15 protein-coding genes are annotated in these 15,151 nt (G+C 63.9%); 13 read left to right on the top strand and 2 right to left on the bottom strand.

What is annotated here, in order from left to right:
• Nucleotides 1-53: 53 nt before the first annotated feature.
• Nucleotides 54-1,658 carry a GMC family oxidoreductase gene (locus AC1RT2_RS02390; RefSeq protein WP_493099132.1) on the bottom strand — a complete coding sequence of 535 codons (1,605 nt, stop codon included), beginning with the start codon at nt 1,656-1,658 and terminating at the stop codon, nt 54-56.
• 153 nt (nt 1,659-1,811) lie between these two features.
• Nucleotides 1,812-2,447: an HAD family hydrolase gene (locus AC1RT2_RS02385; protein ID WP_493099131.1), complete on the bottom strand. Its 636-nt coding sequence runs from the start codon at nt 2,445-2,447 to the stop codon at nt 1,812-1,814.
• A gap of 194 nt (nt 2,448-2,641) precedes the next feature.
• Here AC1RT2_RS02385 and AC1RT2_RS02380 point away from each other — a divergent pair, with 194 nt between their 5' ends.
• From AC1RT2_RS02380 to AC1RT2_RS02320, 13 genes are all read left to right on the top strand, one after another.
• Nucleotides 2,642-3,286: a bifunctional 4-hydroxy-2-oxoglutarate aldolase/2-dehydro-3-deoxy-phosphogluconate aldolase gene (locus AC1RT2_RS02380; protein ID WP_493099129.1), complete on the top strand. Its 645-nt coding sequence runs from the start codon at nt 2,642-2,644 to the stop codon at nt 3,284-3,286.
• A 56-nt stretch (nt 3,287-3,342) separates the two neighbouring features.
• Nucleotides 3,343-4,176: an SDR family NAD(P)-dependent oxidoreductase gene (locus AC1RT2_RS02375; RefSeq protein WP_493099127.1), complete on the top strand. Its 834-nt coding sequence runs from the start codon at nt 3,343-3,345 to the stop codon at nt 4,174-4,176.
• Between the two features lie 4 nt (nt 4,177-4,180).
• On the top strand, nt 4,181-5,239 hold the full coding sequence (locus tag AC1RT2_RS02370; protein ID WP_493099125.1) for a zinc-dependent dehydrogenase: 1,059 nt from the start codon (nt 4,181-4,183) through the stop codon (nt 5,237-5,239).
• Nucleotides 5,236-6,285, top strand: coding sequence for a galactitol-1-phosphate 5-dehydrogenase (locus tag AC1RT2_RS02365; RefSeq protein ID WP_493099123.1), 1,050 nt, complete (start codon nt 5,236-5,238; stop codon nt 6,283-6,285). The genes AC1RT2_RS02370 and AC1RT2_RS02365 overlap by 4 nt, the downstream gene beginning before the upstream one ends.
• A 20-nt stretch (nt 6,286-6,305) precedes the next feature.
• Nucleotides 6,306-7,805, top strand: a complete 1,500-nt coding sequence (gene glpK / locus AC1RT2_RS02360; RefSeq protein ID WP_493099121.1) for a glycerol kinase GlpK — start codon at nt 6,306-6,308, stop codon at nt 7,803-7,805.
• 10 nt (nt 7,806-7,815) lie between these two features.
• Entirely contained in the window at nt 7,816-8,763 is a 948-nt protein-coding gene (locus AC1RT2_RS02355) for a shikimate dehydrogenase family protein (RefSeq protein WP_493099119.1), read from the top strand.
• Between the two features lie 12 nt (nt 8,764-8,775).
• Complete coding sequence (locus AC1RT2_RS02350; RefSeq protein WP_493099117.1) at nt 8,776-9,348, top strand: glucose-6-phosphate isomerase; 573 nt, start codon at nt 8,776-8,778, stop codon at nt 9,346-9,348.
• 13 nt (nt 9,349-9,361) lie between these two features.
• Nucleotides 9,362-10,285, top strand: coding sequence for a phosphoglycerate dehydrogenase (locus AC1RT2_RS02345; protein ID WP_493099115.1), 924 nt, complete (start codon nt 9,362-9,364; stop codon nt 10,283-10,285).
• Nucleotides 10,282-11,604 (top strand): arsenate reductase/protein-tyrosine-phosphatase family protein, encoded by a 1,323-nt coding sequence (locus AC1RT2_RS02340; RefSeq protein WP_493099113.1) that lies wholly within the window; start codon nt 10,282-10,284, stop codon nt 11,602-11,604. The genes AC1RT2_RS02345 and AC1RT2_RS02340 overlap by 4 nt, the downstream gene beginning before the upstream one ends.
• A gap of 4 nt (nt 11,605-11,608) precedes the next feature.
• Entirely contained in the window at nt 11,609-12,394 is a 786-nt protein-coding gene (locus AC1RT2_RS02335; protein ID WP_493099111.1) for an SDR family NAD(P)-dependent oxidoreductase, read from the top strand.
• A 10-nt stretch (nt 12,395-12,404) separates the two neighbouring features.
• Nucleotides 12,405-13,283, top strand: coding sequence for a sugar phosphate isomerase/epimerase family protein (locus AC1RT2_RS02330; protein WP_493099109.1), 879 nt, complete (start codon nt 12,405-12,407; stop codon nt 13,281-13,283).
• A gap of 71 nt (nt 13,284-13,354) precedes the next feature.
• Nucleotides 13,355-14,254, top strand: a complete 900-nt coding sequence (locus AC1RT2_RS02325; RefSeq protein WP_493099107.1) for a MurR/RpiR family transcriptional regulator — start codon at nt 13,355-13,357, stop codon at nt 14,252-14,254.
• 10 nt (nt 14,255-14,264) lie between these two features.
• Nucleotides 14,265-15,071: an inositol monophosphatase family protein gene (locus tag AC1RT2_RS02320; protein WP_493099105.1), complete on the top strand. Its 807-nt coding sequence runs from the start codon at nt 14,265-14,267 to the stop codon at nt 15,069-15,071.
• The last annotated feature ends 80 nt before the right edge of the window (nt 15,072-15,151 follow it).

Raw genomic sequence — 15,151 nt, 5'->3', positions numbered from 1 at the left:
GACCTGTGACTTCCCCGATTCACGCCCGTAAGCGCCTATGCGACACTAGCGCATCAAGCGTTCGATGGCGCAAGCGGCTCCAGTCCACGAATGATATCCGAAGCCTTCTCTCCGATCATTATCGCTGTCGCATTCGTATTGCCCGAAATCAGTGTGGGCATGATGGAGTTGTCCACAACGCGTAGATTGCGCAGGCCATGCACCCGCAGTTCGGGATCCACGACCGACATCGCGTCGCGGCCCATCCGGCAGGTGCCGACCGGATGATAGACCGTCTTGCCCTTCGACCGGATATAGGCAGCGAGTGACGCATCGTCGTCGATCGCTTTGCCCGGATAGGCTTCGCTATCCTCCACGAAGCGCGCGAAGGAGGGTTGCGCCAGGATATTGCGGGCGAGCTTCAGCGCCTTCACGGAAAGCCGCATGTCCTCGGGCGCCGTCAGATAGCGTGGATCGACGATCGGATGCGCGGCCGGATCGGTGGATTTCAGCCGGATCTCGCCGCGGCTCTCCGGCCTGAGTACGCAAGGGTTCACGGTCGCGCCAGCGCGTTTCACCTGTTCCTGGTCGCTATCCATGAAGACGATGGGCACGAAATGCATCTGGATGTTCGGCTCCGCCTCCATGTCGTCGACATTCATGAAGGCGCAGGCCTCCGTGACGTTCGACATGACCGGCCCAGACTTGAAGAGCAGGTATTGCAGTCCGTTTTTCACGGAGCGGAAAAAACTATCCTCGCCGTAATAGCCGTATCGCCCCGTGCAGAAGCGGATGGCCGGAAACTCCAGATGATCCTGCAGGTTCTGCCCAACGCCTTCCAGGCGATGTTTGACGGCAATGCCGTGCCGGTGCAGTTCCGTTTCCGGGCCGATGCCCGACAGCATCAGGAGTTTTGGCGTCTGGACCGCGCCGCCCGCTAGGATGACTTCCTTGTCTGCCTGGACAGTCTCGACCTTGCCGTTGCGCACATATTCGACGCCGGTTGCGCGATCGCCGTCGAAGAGGATGCGGGTGACGAGGCAACCCGTGCGGATTTCGAGATTTCCCGATTTCATCGCCGGGCGCATATAGCCGACGGCCGCGCTGCATCGGCGGCCATCGCGGGTCGTCGTCTGATTGAAGCCGACGCCGCGCTGGCGCGTACCGTTGAAGTCCGGCGTGTAGGGAACACCGGCCTCCTGGGCGCTGCGCACGAAGGCGCGCGTCAGGTCGCTCACCTGCCGGAGGTCGGAGACGCCGAGCGGGCCGTCGGTGCCGTGATAGGCGTCGGACAGTCGGTCATTGTCTTCCGCCCGGCGGAAATAGGGCAGGACGTCACTATAGCCCCAGCCGTCGGCGCCTAGTCGCGCCCAGTCGTCATAGTCGCGGCGCTGGCCGCGGATATAGATCGCCGCATTGACGGAACCACCGCCACCCAGCACGGCACCTTGCGGCATTACGGGCGCGCGGCCGTTCAACGCCGGCTGCGCCTCCGTCTTGTAATGGTAGAGAAGGTCGGAATCGAGCAGCTTCACGAAGCCGGCCGGGATGTGGATCAGCGGGTTGTTGTCACGCGGGCCCGCTTCGATCACCAGCACCTTGCCGGCATTGCCGAGCGCCAGGCGACCGGCCAGTGCGCTGCCCGCCGAGCCGCCGCCGACCACGACATAATCCACCATTGTTTCCTCCCAGGTCTATAGGATAATATATCATATATCTATTGTTCCTGCGAAGCGCCGTCAATGTGCCGAGGGTGAGGCATGGTCACTTTTCGGATCAAATCGGTGGCGGAAGCGGCGGGTGTGGCATCCGCCGCCATAGGAAATAGGCCTTCATTGCGCGCGGAGAACGCGGCCTTCCAGTTCCGTCATCGAGGAGAGCCACAGCACGCCATCTGGTGGCGCACTGTGACTGTGTGGCACGAAAACCGTTTCGATGCCGGCGGCCAGCGCAGCTGCGGCACCACTCCCGCTGTCTTCCACGATCAGGCATTCGCTGGGCTCGACGCCGAGCAGGTAGGCCGCCCGGAAATAACCCTCCGGATGCGGCTTGCCGAGACGGACGTCGTTGCGCGCGACGGTGACGAGCCCCGGCCGCACCAGCCCGGCGGCGCGAAGATTCACGTCGACGATGGCGCGGTCGCTGTTGGAGACAACGGCCTGGCCTATCCCGGCAGCGGCAAGGCGGTTCCAGGTCTCGACGGCGTCCTCATAGCCCCTCAGCCGCTCCGAAGCGCGGAAATAGTGGTGATGCTTGCGTCGCTCCCATCCCAGCGGATCGGCTTTGAGCCCGAAATCCCGCACGATGATGTTGTAGATTTCATCGGATGAGCGGCCGACGACCCGCTCCTTGAGGTCTGGTGGCGGGAGCAAGCCCGCTTCTTTCATGGCGTACCCCAAGGCCTCGACGGCGATGTCCTCGCTGTCGACCAGCGTACCATCCATGTCCCACAGGACTGCTTTGATCATATGTCGATGTCGCTTTCCAAGACGAGCCGGACCGGATGTCCGGAGAGGCCGCCTTGCGTGGCGGCATAGGGTGTCCGCGCGCGATTTCTCTCGATCGCTGACACACAAAATAAAAATCATTTTTTTTGGTATTGCGCAATAACGAATTTCATTCTATTTGTCGGTCACGGTAGGAAATTCGATTGGAGGGGCACATGAACTTGACCGGAGCGGACATTGTCGCCCGGATTGCGATGGCGCGGGTTTTGCCCGTCGTCGTGCTCGAGCGGGCCGAGGATGCGGTTCCGCTGGCCCGCGCACTGGTCGATGGCGGACTGCCCGTCGCCGAAGTGACGTTCCGCACGGCGGCAGCCGCCGAAGCGCTGCGCCGCATCCGCGCCGAAGTTCCAGATATGCTGCTGGGTGCCGGCACGGTTCTGACGGGCGAGCAGCTCGATCTGGCTGCGGAAGCCGGCGCGCAGTTCATCGTCACGCCTGGCTTCAATCCTGCGATCGTTGCTGCGGCGCAGGCCTTGGGTCTTCCGATCGTGCCGGGCATCAACAATCCGACCGGCGTCGAGCAAGCCATGTCGTTCGGTCTGGAGACCGTCAAATTCTTCCCCGCCGAGCCGAGCGGCGGCGTGCCCTTCCTCAAGGCGCTGACGGGACCTTATCCGGCCATGCGCTTTGTGCCGACGGGTGGCGTCGGTGCCGCAAACCTCGCGAACTACCTCGCGCTTCCCGCCGTTCTCGCCTGCGGCGGGTCCTGGATGGTGGACGCAAAACTCGTCCGGGAAGGGCGCTTTGACGAGATTTCCCGGCTCACGGCGGAGGCGGTCGCACTCACCCGCACGGCTTGAACGGTTTCATCGAAAATCTGGACACGCCTCGATCGGGGCACAAAACGGAGGTTCCAATGCCCAGCAACACCCTGTCGGAGGGGCTGTCCCTCAAAGGGAAATCCTGCATCATCACCGGTGCAGCATCCGGGATCGGCGAAGCCGTCGCCCGCATCTATGCCCACAACGGCGCGAAGGTCGCCATGATCGATTTTGATCGGGAGCGCCTGGCACGTGTCGCCGGCGAGATCGAGGCCGACGGCGGCACGGTTCTGCCGATCTATGCGGATGTCTGTGAGGAGGAGACGGTTCGCGCCTTCTTCAAGCAGGTCAACGACACCTTTGGCTCCGTCGATGTGGTGGTCAACTCCGCCGGCCGTGACAGCCTTGCCCCGCCGGTCACCCGGGTGACGCTGGAAGAGTGGAACAAGACGATCGGTCCCAACCTGACAGCCGTCTTCCTCTGCTGCCGCGAAGCCTTCCTCTATATGGAAAAACAGGCCGAAGGCGGACGCATCATCAACATGGGCTCCTCGTCGACCCGCGTCGCCTCCGGCCCCGGCCACAGCCCATACCGCGCCTCCAAGCACGGCATGCTTGGCTTTTCCAAGAACATCCTGCTCGAAGGCAAGGACAAGAAGATCGGTGTCACCGTTCTCAACCCGAGCCATGTGAAGACGCCAATGACGGAGATCATCGATACGGGCCTCTACGATGGAGACCTCGAAGCCTATGTCGATGGCTGGCTCGACGAAAAGGAAATCAAGGAAGGCATCCACGCCTCCTGTATCGACGTCGACAACGTCGCCTGGCTCGCCCTCTACGTCGCGACCCGCACGCCCGACGTCACCATCCCGACCATCTCGCTCTATCCGACCCATAAGGTGCACCGCTACGGGATGGAGGTGTAATCCGATGAAGGCCGCCGTGTATCAGGGCAAGGGCCGGATCGCTCTAGAAGAGCGTCCGCGGTCCGCGCCGCAAGACGACGAGGTTCTGATCCGCGTCTTCGCAGCCTCGATCTGCGGCACGGACCTGAAGGTCATCCGCGGCGGCCATTTTCGGGTCGGAGAAAACGACACGCGCGTGCTCGGTCATGAGCTTGCCGGCGAAATCGTCGAGGTCGGCCGGCATGTCGGGCATTGGAAAAAGGGGCAGCGGGTGTCGGCGGTGCCGAATATTGGCTGCGGCCATTGTGAGATGTGTCGCCGCGGGCTCAACAATATGTGCCCCGACTACGAGGCGTTCGGCATCGATATCGACGGCGGTTTCCAGCAATACATGGTTGTTACCGCCAAGGCGCTCTACGGCGGCAACCTCTTCGAGATCCCCGCCGGCATGAGCTACGAGGAGGCCTCGTTGGTCGAGCCGCTCTCCTGCTGCTTCAATGCCTGGAAAGACCTTGTGGTGACGCCCGAGGACCGGGTCCTCATTCTCGGCACCGGGCCGATCGCCGGCCTGTTCCTGCAACTGGCGAAAGCCTATGGCGCAAGGCAGGTCATCGTGGTCGGGCGGCGGGCGGAACGCCTCGCAGAGATCGTGCCGCAGGGCGCGACGGATACGGTGGATTCAAGCCGCGTCGATGTGGTGGAGGAAGTGCTGCGCCTGACGGCCGGCCGCGGCGTCGATGTCGCGCTCACCTGCGCACCGGCGCCGGAGCTTCAGGTCCAGGCGATGGCCTGTCTCGCGCGTCTCGGCCGCATGAACTTCTTCTCAGGCCTCAACAAGGGCAACAAGGTCGAGCTCGATACCAACAAGGTGCACTACTGGGGCCTGAAACTGCTTGGCTCGACCGGCTCGAGCGTCGAGGACTATGCGCGGGCGCTGAAGCTGGTGGAAACCGGCAAGATCCGCGTCACCGATATCGTCACCCATCGCTTCGGCATGGCAGATGCGGTCGCCGCCTTCGAGCATGCGCTTTCGGGCAAGGGCATGAAGACCATCATCTATCCTCAGGAGGAGAGCCTGCGATGAAGGCGGCCGTTTTGCATGCGCCGGGGGATCTGCGCGTCGAGGATGTTCCGGTGCCGGACATCGGCCCGGACGATGTTCTCATCGAGGTAAAGGCCGCCGGCATCTGCGGCTCGGATATCGGCCGCGTCATGACAACCGGTACCTACCGTTTCCCCACCATTCCCGGCCACGAATTCGCTGGAAGGGTGGAGCGGGTCGGTGCCGCTGTTTCGCATCTCAAGCCTGGCGACCGTGTGGCGGTGGCGCCGCTGATGCCGTGCAGAAAATGCCAATGGTGCGAGGCGGGAAAATTCCACCTCTGCGACGACTACGATTTCATGGGCTCGCGCAGTGACGGGGCCTTTGCGCAATATCTCTGCGCGCCGGCCACCAACGTGCTGAAGGTGCCAGACAACGTATCCTACGAGGTTGCCGCAACGATCGAGCCGGCGGCGATCATCCTGCATGGTATCCACAAGCTGGATCTCAAGCTCGGCGATGCGGTGGCAGTGGCCGGCTGCGGCGCGCTCGGCTATTTTGCCCTGCAGTTCGCCCGGCTTTCCGGCGCACGCCCGCTGATCGCCATCGATGTCGACGACGACAAGCTGGAGCTGGCGAAAAGCATCGGCGCCGATCTCTGCCTCAATCCGACGCGCGATGACGTCATCGCCCGGGTGCGCGAGGCGACCGGCGGGCGCGGGGTTGCGGTGTCACTGGAATGTGCGGGCTCCGCGCCGGGGCGGGATCTTTCCATCATGGTCGCGGCCAAGCAGGGCGCGGTCATGCTCTATGGCACCGCCTATGGCGATGTCACCTTCGCGGAAAAGGCTTTTGCGAAGATCGTGCGCGAGGAATTGCAGGTGGTCGGCTCATGGAATTCCTATTCCCTGCCGTTCCCTGGCAAGGAATGGTTTGACATCATCGGATTGCTTGGCGACGGCCGCTTGACGGTCGAGCCGCTGATTACCCACCGGGCGACGCTTGAGGAGGCGCCGTCCATTTTCAAGGCACTGAAGGACCGCAGCTTCGGCAGGTATCACAAGATCCTGTTCAAGCCGAACGATTGACGCATGCGGGGGAGGAAGACATGGTTGAGCGTTATGTCATGGCGCTGGACGAGGGAACGTCCAGTGCAAGGGCCATCCTTTTCGATCGGGGCGGCAACATCGTCTCGCTCGCGCAGCGAGAATTCCGCCAGATCTATCCGCGGCCAGGCTGGGTGGAGCACGATGCCAACGAGATCTGGGCGACCCAGCTTTCTGTCGCCCGCGAGGTGATGCAGAATATCGGCATCTCCGCCGCCGAGATCGCCGCCATTGGCATTACCAACCAGCGCGAGACCTGCCTGATCTGGGATCGCAAGACCGGCGTGCCGCTGTACCACGCCCTCGTCTGGCAGGACCGGCGCACCGCCGGCATCTGCGACCAGCTGAAGGCGCGGGGGCTCGAACCCTATGTGAAAGAGAATACCGGCCTCGTCATCGACGCCTATTTCTCCGGCACCAAGCTCGCCTGGCTGCTCGACAACACGCCCGGCGCCCGCCGCCGCGCGGAGCGCGGCGAACTTGCCGCCGGCACCATCGATACCTGGCTGATCTGGAACCTCACCGGCGGCCGCGCTCATGTCACGGACGCCTCCAACGCCTCCCGCACGCTGCTCTTCAACATCCGCACCGGCGACTGGGATGAGCGGTTGCTTGCCGAAATCAACGTGCCCCGTGCGATCCTGCCCGACGTGCGCGATTCTTCCGACGTCTATGGCCTCACCGATCCGGATCTCTTCGGCGGCGAAATCCCCGTCGCCTCCTCGATCGGCGATCAGCAGGGCGCGTTGTTCGGCCAGTCCTGCTTCCACACCGGCATGGTCAAGGCCACCTATGGCACCGGCGGCACGCTGTTGATGAACACCGGCAGCCAAATCCGCACCTCCGACAACGGCCTGTTGACCACGGTGGCCTGGCGGCTCGGCGGCAAGCTCGAATATGCGCTGGAGGGTACACTGTTCTCCGTTGGCTCGGTGGTGCAGTGGCTGCGTGACGAGCTCAAAATCATCCACAGCGCGTCGGAGACGGAAGCGGCGGCGATGGACGTGCCGGACACCAACGGCGTCTACATCGTGCCGGCCTTCACCGGTCTTTCCGCACCGTTCTGGGACCAATATGCCCGCGGCACCATCGTCGGCATCACCCGCGGCGCCAACCGCAACCATCTCATCCGCGCCTCGCTGGAATCCATGGCCTACCAGATCCGCGACGTCATCCACCGCATGGAGGCCGATTCCGGCATCGCGCTTGCCGAACTGAAGGTGGACGGCGGTGCTGCGATGAACAATTTCGTCCTGCAGTTCCAGGCCGACCAGCTCGGCGTGCGCGTGCTGCGTCCCAAGGTCATCGACACGACCGCGCGGGGTGCTGCTTTCCTCGCGGGTCTCGCCGTCGGCTACTGGAAGGACCAGGCTGAACTTCATACCGCCTTCGCCCTCGATAAGGCATTCGAGCCGACCGTCGAGCGCGCGATCGCCGACACGCTCTATCGCGGCTGGTGCCGCACCGTGGACCGGTCGCGCGACTGGGCCGAACACGACTAGGACTTTTACCATGACCTACACATCAGCAAGCCGGCGCACGATGTATTTCATCGGCGTGACCACCGGAAAATCCTCGATCATGAAGGTCTTTCCAGCCTGGTCGGCCCATCTCGGCCTCGATGCCGAGATGAAGGGCATCGACTTCGCGCCGAATTCGGAGCCATCGGCCTATCGTGGCGCCGTCGATTTCATCAAGCACGATCCGCTGTCGCTCGGCGCGCTGGTGACCACCCACAAGGTCAACCTGCTCAAGGCCTCGCGCGATCTTTTCGACGACCTCGACCCCTATGCCGAAACCCTGCACGAGATCAGCTCGATCTCCAAGCGCGGCGGGCGTCTTTCCGGCCACGCCAAGGACCCGATCACCGCCGGCGCCAGCTTCGAAGCCATTGCCCCGGAAGGGCATTGGGCCAGGACGGGCGCGACGCTCTGCATACTCGGCGCGGGCGGCTCCTCGCTCGCCTTGTCGCTCTACCTGCACAACAAGAAGCGTGCTGGCGGCGACACGCCGCAACGCACCGTGGTGACGGCACGGCGCGAGGCTTCGTTGGCCGAGATGCGCCACGTTCACGAAGAGATCGGCTTTGCCATCCCCATCGATTACCGCCTAGCGTCGACGCCGGCGGAGGCCGACGCAGTGGTGGCGGCGCTCCCGCCGGGTTCGATGGTGGTCAATGCCACCGGGCTTGGCAAGGACGGGCCGGGCTCGCCGCTGACGGACACGGTCCAGTTCCCACAAGACGGGCTCGTCTGGGAATTCAACTATCGCGGCGACCTCGTCTTCCTCGACCAGGCACGCGCGGCAGCCAAGGATCGCAACCTCACAGTCCACGATGGATGGGTCTACTTCATCCACGGCTGGACCCGCGTGATCGCGGAAGTTTTTGACATCGACATCCCCATGTCCGGGCCGGCCTTCGACGACTTGAGCCGCATCGCCCGCGACGCCACCGCCTGAAAGGAACAGGACATGACCGTTTTGCCAAGCCTGCATGAATTCAACCTCAACAACGGCCTCAGTTCCACGCGCGAGCCTATCCGCCGCACGCTCTCCAAGATGAAGGGCATGTTCCACGACGAGGCGGCCTTCGAGGCGCAACTCGCCAAGGGCGACAGCCTGCTCTACGAATTCTACGACATGGGTGTTCCCGACAGCGAGAAGGACGTCGCCTACGGCACGTCGATCACCTATCCCGGCAAGGTGGGCGACGAGTACCACATGACCAAGGGCCATTTTCACACCGTCATCGACACGGCAGAAGTCTACTACTGCCTGCGCGGCCACGGCTACATGATGATGGAGACGCCGGAGGGCGAAACGCAATGGCTGGAACTCCTGCCGGGCAAGGCCGTCTATGTGCCCGGCCGCTGGGCGCACCGCTCGATCAACGTGCACCCGACCGAACCGCTCGTCACCTTTTTCGCCTTCCCCGGCAATGCCGGCCACGACTACGGCACGATCGAGAGCAAGGGTTTTCGCAAGTTAATGGTCGAGCGCGACGGCAAGCCGACCGTCATCGACAATCCCCGCTGGAACGGCTGAGCGGACGAGGCCGATGACCGGTAAGATCGCCGTCACGCCCCGCTCGCTCTCCGGCGCGGGCCACCCCGTCCTGTCGCGGCTCTTGGAGCAGGGGTTCGAAATCGTCTATCCCGCGCCGGGCAAAATGCCGTCGGAGGAGGACCTGCTGCGCAGCATTCCGGGCTGCGTCGGCTGGCTTGCCGGCGTCGAGCCGATAAGCCTGCGCGTGCTCGATGCGGCGAGCGGCCTCCGGGTCATCAGCCGTAACGGCACGGGTGTCGACAACATCGACATTTTCGAAGCCGAGGCACGCGGGATCACCGTGGAGCGGGCGACCGGGGCGAACGCCCGCGGCGTGGCGGAACTCGCCATCGGCCTGCTGCTCGCCGCCTCGCGTCATATCCCCTGGTCGCACCAGCATTTGAGCAAGGGGGAATGGCGGCGGCGCATCGGCTGCGAGGTGAAGGGGCGCACGCTCGCCGTCATCGGCTGCGGCGCGATCGGCCGGGAAGTCGCCGACATGGCGCTCGGCCTCGGCATGGAGGTGGTCGGCTACGATCCCTATCCGAATGCGGGTTTCGTACGGCCGGGCTTCCGCCATGTCGGCCTGGAAGAGGCGCTTTGCGAGGCAGATGCCGTGAGCTTCCATTGCCCGCCCGGCGAAAGGCCGATGCTCGATGCCGGGATGTTTTCGCGCATGCGCAAGGGCGTCATCGTCGTCAACACGGCGCGCGCCGAACTCATCGATGACGGTGCCATGCTGGTGGCGCTGGAAAGCGGGCAGGTTTCCACACTGGCGACTGATGTCTTCCATCAGGAGCCGCCCTCGGCCTCCGCGCTGCTCAGCCACGAGCGGGTCATCCTGACGCCCCATGCCGGCGGCTTTACCGAGGAAAGCGTCGACCGCGCCACCAGCGTCGCCGTCGACAATCTGCTGAAGAACCTGGTGTGCCCATGAGCTTTCTGGAGACCCGTCCCCTTGCCAGCGTCGATCGCCTTGAACCGGGCGAGGGCGCAATGCTGGCCTGGCTGGGGCAGGCGGGTTTCCTGATCGCTCAGGGCGGATTGCGTATCGTCATCGATGCGTACCTTTCGGATTCGCTTGCGGAAAAATACCGTGGCACGCGTTTCCCGCATACACGCATGACGCCGCCGGTCATCGCGCCCGGAAACCTCACCGGCATCGATTGGCTGCTCTGTACCCATGGTCACACGGACCATATGGACCCGGGTACGATCCCCGCCTTGCTGGCGGCAAATCCCGCTGCCCGCGTCCTCGCCCCGCGAGCGGAACGGGCGCGCGCCATCGAACGCGGCGTGCCCGAGGATCGGCTCGTGCTGATCGATGCAGGGGAAAGCGTCGATCTTGGCGGCGTGCTGGTCACCGCCACGCCCGCGGCGCACGAGGACCTGCGCAAGACCGAGGACGGCCATATCTTCCTCGGCTACGTGCTCACCGGCGGCGGTGTGACGCTCTGGCATTCCGGCGATACGATCCCGTTTCCCGGTCTTGCGGAATGGCTGATGCCGTTTCGCGTCGATCTCGCGCTGCTGCCGGTCAATGGCCGCGATGCGGAGCGAGCCGCGAACGGCGTGCCCGGCAATCTCACGCTGGAGGAAGCGGTGGCGCTTGCCGACGAAATCGGCGCTCGCGCCACGCTCGGCCATCATTTTGGACTTTTCGATTTCAACACGCTCGATCCTGTCGATGGCGCACGGCGTCTGGCCACCCGAGCGCCGGAGGCGCAGGTGCGTCTCGCCGAGGTGGGCACGGCGTATAATGTTGCACCGGTCGCCCGTCCGCCCCTTTCGGTGCTGGTCGTCTGCCGCGGCAACATCTGCCGATCGCCGACTGCGGACGGCATCCTGCGCGCCGCCTTGCCGGAGCACCGCATCGACAGCGCCGCCATCATGGACTGGAACGTCGGCAAGCCGCCGCACGGCGAAACCACGGCGGTGGCCGCAGCGCGGGGCATCCGCCTCGATACGCTCGTAGCGCGACAGATTCGAGAGACAGACTTCGAGGAATTCGACTTGATCCTCGGAATGGACGATCACAACATGGACGCGATCCACGCCTTGCGGCCTGCAATGAGCCGGGCGCGGGTCGGACGGCTCGGCGCCTTCGCGGCGCCTGGCGAGGAAACCAACATCATCGACCCGTGGGGCGAACCCCGCGCGACCTTCGAGGCCGTCTTCGATCAGATCAAGACAGCCTGCGACCGGCTCGCGCAATTCGCCCGCGTGGGCAGCACGACAAACAGGGAGAGGGAGTAACCCAATGGATTTCGGGATCAACGGCAAGATTGCCATCGTCACCGGCGGCGCCACAGGCATCGGCTATGCCATCGCCAAGACCTTTCATGACGAGGGCGCCGTCGTCGTCATCAACGGCCGCGACCAGGCTAAGCTCGACAAGGCCTGCGCCTCGATCGGCCCGCGCGCCCACGGCGTCGTCGCCGACCTGCTGACGCCCGAGGGTGCGACACGGCTCGCGGACTTCGCCGGCAAGCTTGGCCCGGTCTCCTTCCTCGTCAACAATATAGGTGTCTTCGACGTCAACGATTTCTTCGAGGTCAGCGACGAGCGCTGGATGGAATATTTCCAGCACAACCTGATGACGGCGATCCGCATCTCGCGCATCGTGCTGAAGGACATGCTGGCGCGCAACGACGGCAGCATCGTTTTCATCTCCTCGGAAGCGGCGATCCGCTCCATCGGCAACATGATCCCCTATTCGACGACCAAGACGGCGATGCTCGGCCTCAGCCGCTCGCTGGCCGAATTGACGCGGGGCACGAATGTCCGGGTGAACAGCTACATGCCCGGCAGCACGGCGACGGAATCGGTTGAAACCTATTTCGCCGATCTCGCCGCCCAGCAGGGCAAGACGGTGGAACAGGCGCTCGCCCATTTCTACCGCGACGTCCAGCCGTCCAACCTCACGCAAAAACTGATCGACCCGGCGATGCATGGTCGCGGCGTTGTACAATTGATGACGAACAACGCGATGAACGGCGTCTGCCACCGCGCCGACGGCGGCACTATCCGCTCGATTTTCGGCTGAGGAACACGACATGAGCGGAAAACTTGGCGTCCACAGCCTGGTCTTCACCGATGACTGGTCGCCCGCGGCAGCGGAGGCCAGCTGCCGCGCCGCCGCCGAGATCGGCTACGAACTGATCGAGGTGCTGCTGTTCGACCCGGCCGCGCTCGACATTCCGCTGACCAGGCGGGTGGCGCGGGAGGCCGGGCTGGAGCTGCGCCTCGGCATGGCGCTCGGGTCGGATACCGATATCACCTCGGGCGATCAGGAGGTGGCGCGGCGCGGTGAAGCGAGCGTCGCGCGCTGCCTGGAGATCGCTGCGGAGCTGGAGGCGCCGGCCGTCTCCGGCATCACCTATGCCGCTTTCGCCAACTATGCGGCGCCGGCAACGAAAGCCCAGCGTACGCAGGTCGCGGCAAGCCTTGCCCGTCTCGATCGCCGCGCCGGCGAACTCGGTGTGCGCCTCGGCCTCGAACCGGTCAACCGCTATGAGAGCTACCTCGTCAACACGCTGGACGAGGCGGCGGAACTCATCCGTGCCTCCGGCGGCTCCAACCTGTTCATTCATATGGACACGTTCCACATGAACATCGAGGAGGGGGATATCGCAGCGGCGATCCACCGCAATGCACCTCTGCTAGGCTACGCCCACGTCGCCGACAGCAACCGTGGCCTGCTCGGCGGCGGACATTTCGACGTGCTCGGCTATTGCCGTGCGCTCGAATCGGCCGGCTATCGCGGCGACCTGACGGTCGAGGCTTTCTCGTCGAAAATGCTCAGCGACGGGCTGGTCGGTGGCGTGCGGCTGTGGCGGGAGGCGTGGCAGGATTCGCTGGTGGCGGCGAAGGCGGCCTATGATGTCCTGTGCGTGGCGCGGGAAAGCGCTCGGGCCGGGTGCACTGTCTGGTAACAAAAAGGAATTTCATTTTCCCCTTGTTGCCGGTTATAGAATTGCGACGACGCAACCGGAGTGATGGGCCGATGGACAGCTCAAAGGACAACAGGCAATCCATCCTCATGCGGATTCGCTGGAAGGCGGGATACATGAACCCTGCGCTTCGCCGGATCGCGGATAGGGTGCTGAAGGCGCCTGAAGAGATCAAATCGATCTCCATCAAGGATCTGGCGGTGCAGTGCGAGGTGTCGGAATCGACCGTCACCCGCTTCGTGCGCGAAATCGAAGTGCCGAGCTTCCAGCAGTTTAAGATTCTTATAGCGGAGGAACTGTCGCAGGGCGCGGCGGTCGCAACCCCGTCCTCCGAACGCCACGTCTACGAAGACATCACCGCCGAGGATGATGTTGCCTCGGTGTTGTCCAAGGTGGCCGCCCGTTATGCGATGACGGTTTCCGACACGCGGGCGGGGCTCGCCGAAAGCGAACTGGAACGCGCCGTCGCGGCCATCGAGGAAGCAGATGTTCTCGGCTTTTTCGCTATGGGCGCATCGCTTATCTGCGTGGAGAATGCGCTGCTGCGCTTCATGCGGGTTGGCAAACGCTGCCTGTTCTTCCGAGACCTCGGCATACGGCAGATTTCCACCTCGACGCTTGGCCCCAAGTCGCTGGCAATCGGCGTCTCCAATTCGGGACGCACCATCTCGACGGTCGACAGTCTTCAGCAAGCGAAGCTGCGAGGCGCGACGACGCTCGCGATCACCTCCTTCCCGGATTCGCCGATCGTCCGGCACGCTGATATCTGCCTTTTCACGCCCACCGTCACCGGCGTCGTTGGGCCGGGCGAGTACCACGAATCCATGGTGTCGAAGATCGCCCAGCTCCAGGTCATCGATGTGCTCTATTCGCTCTATGCGGTGCGCAACTTCGGCCGTGCCATCGAGGGCCTGGAGCGCACTTCCGACGTCACCGCCCTGACGCGCTATTGAAGGAAATCCGATGTCCGACACCTCGTCCACCGAGCGGCTGCAACCGCGCTTGGCTATTGCCGAACGCGCCGCGCGCGAAGCCGGCCGCCTGCTGCTCGCCCATTACGGTCGCCGTGAGGGATTGGCCATCGAGCAAAAGGGGCTCAACGATTTTGTATCCAACGCCGACCGCGAGGCGGAAGAGGCGATCGCTTCCATCCTCACGCCGGCCTTTCCTGAGGATGGCTTTCTGGGCGAAGAGACGGGTGCTTCCGCGGTTGAGGGCGCCGAGTTTGTATGGTGTGTCGATCCGCTCGACGGCACGACGAATTTTTTGAAGGGCGCGCATAACTGGTGCGTGTCCATCGGCCTCTGGTCGAAGGGTGAGCCGGTTCTCGGGGTGATCTACGATCCGCTGCGCGACGAGTTGTTCGCCGGCGCCGAGGGCATTGCGGCGACCATTAACGGCGTGCCCATCGCGGCGAGCACTATCGACAGTCTCGACCGGACGCGGCTTGGCATCGGCCACAACCACCGTGTTCCGCCGGCGGTTTTTGCGGCCGATACCGAGCGCCTTTTGTCTGCCGGCGGCAGTTTTTCGCAGGTCGGTGCGGGTGCGCTGATGTTGGCCTATGTGTCGGCCGGGCGGGTGGACGGCTATTTCGAACGGCATATGTGGGCCTGGGATGCGGTTGCCGGTCTTGCCCTCATCAAGGCGGCCGGCGGACGCTTCGCGCCCTATCCGTCCGGCGAGATATCGCTTGCGGCAGGCGGCCTCGTGCTGGCGAGTGGGACGGGCCTGTTCGGCGCGCTTTCCGACCTTTTCGGCATTGCCTGAAGGCAGTCTTCCGATAATCCGAAGACCGGCGCCCTCTTCCCCATGATATTGATCCGGCTGGCTTTTCAAGCCAGCCACGG

It is taken from the genome of Shinella sp. GW821-FHT11G07, assembly GCF_058808115.1.
The sequence above is the reverse complement of the archived record's forward strand: the minus strand, read 5'-3'. Positions and strand labels throughout refer to the sequence as shown.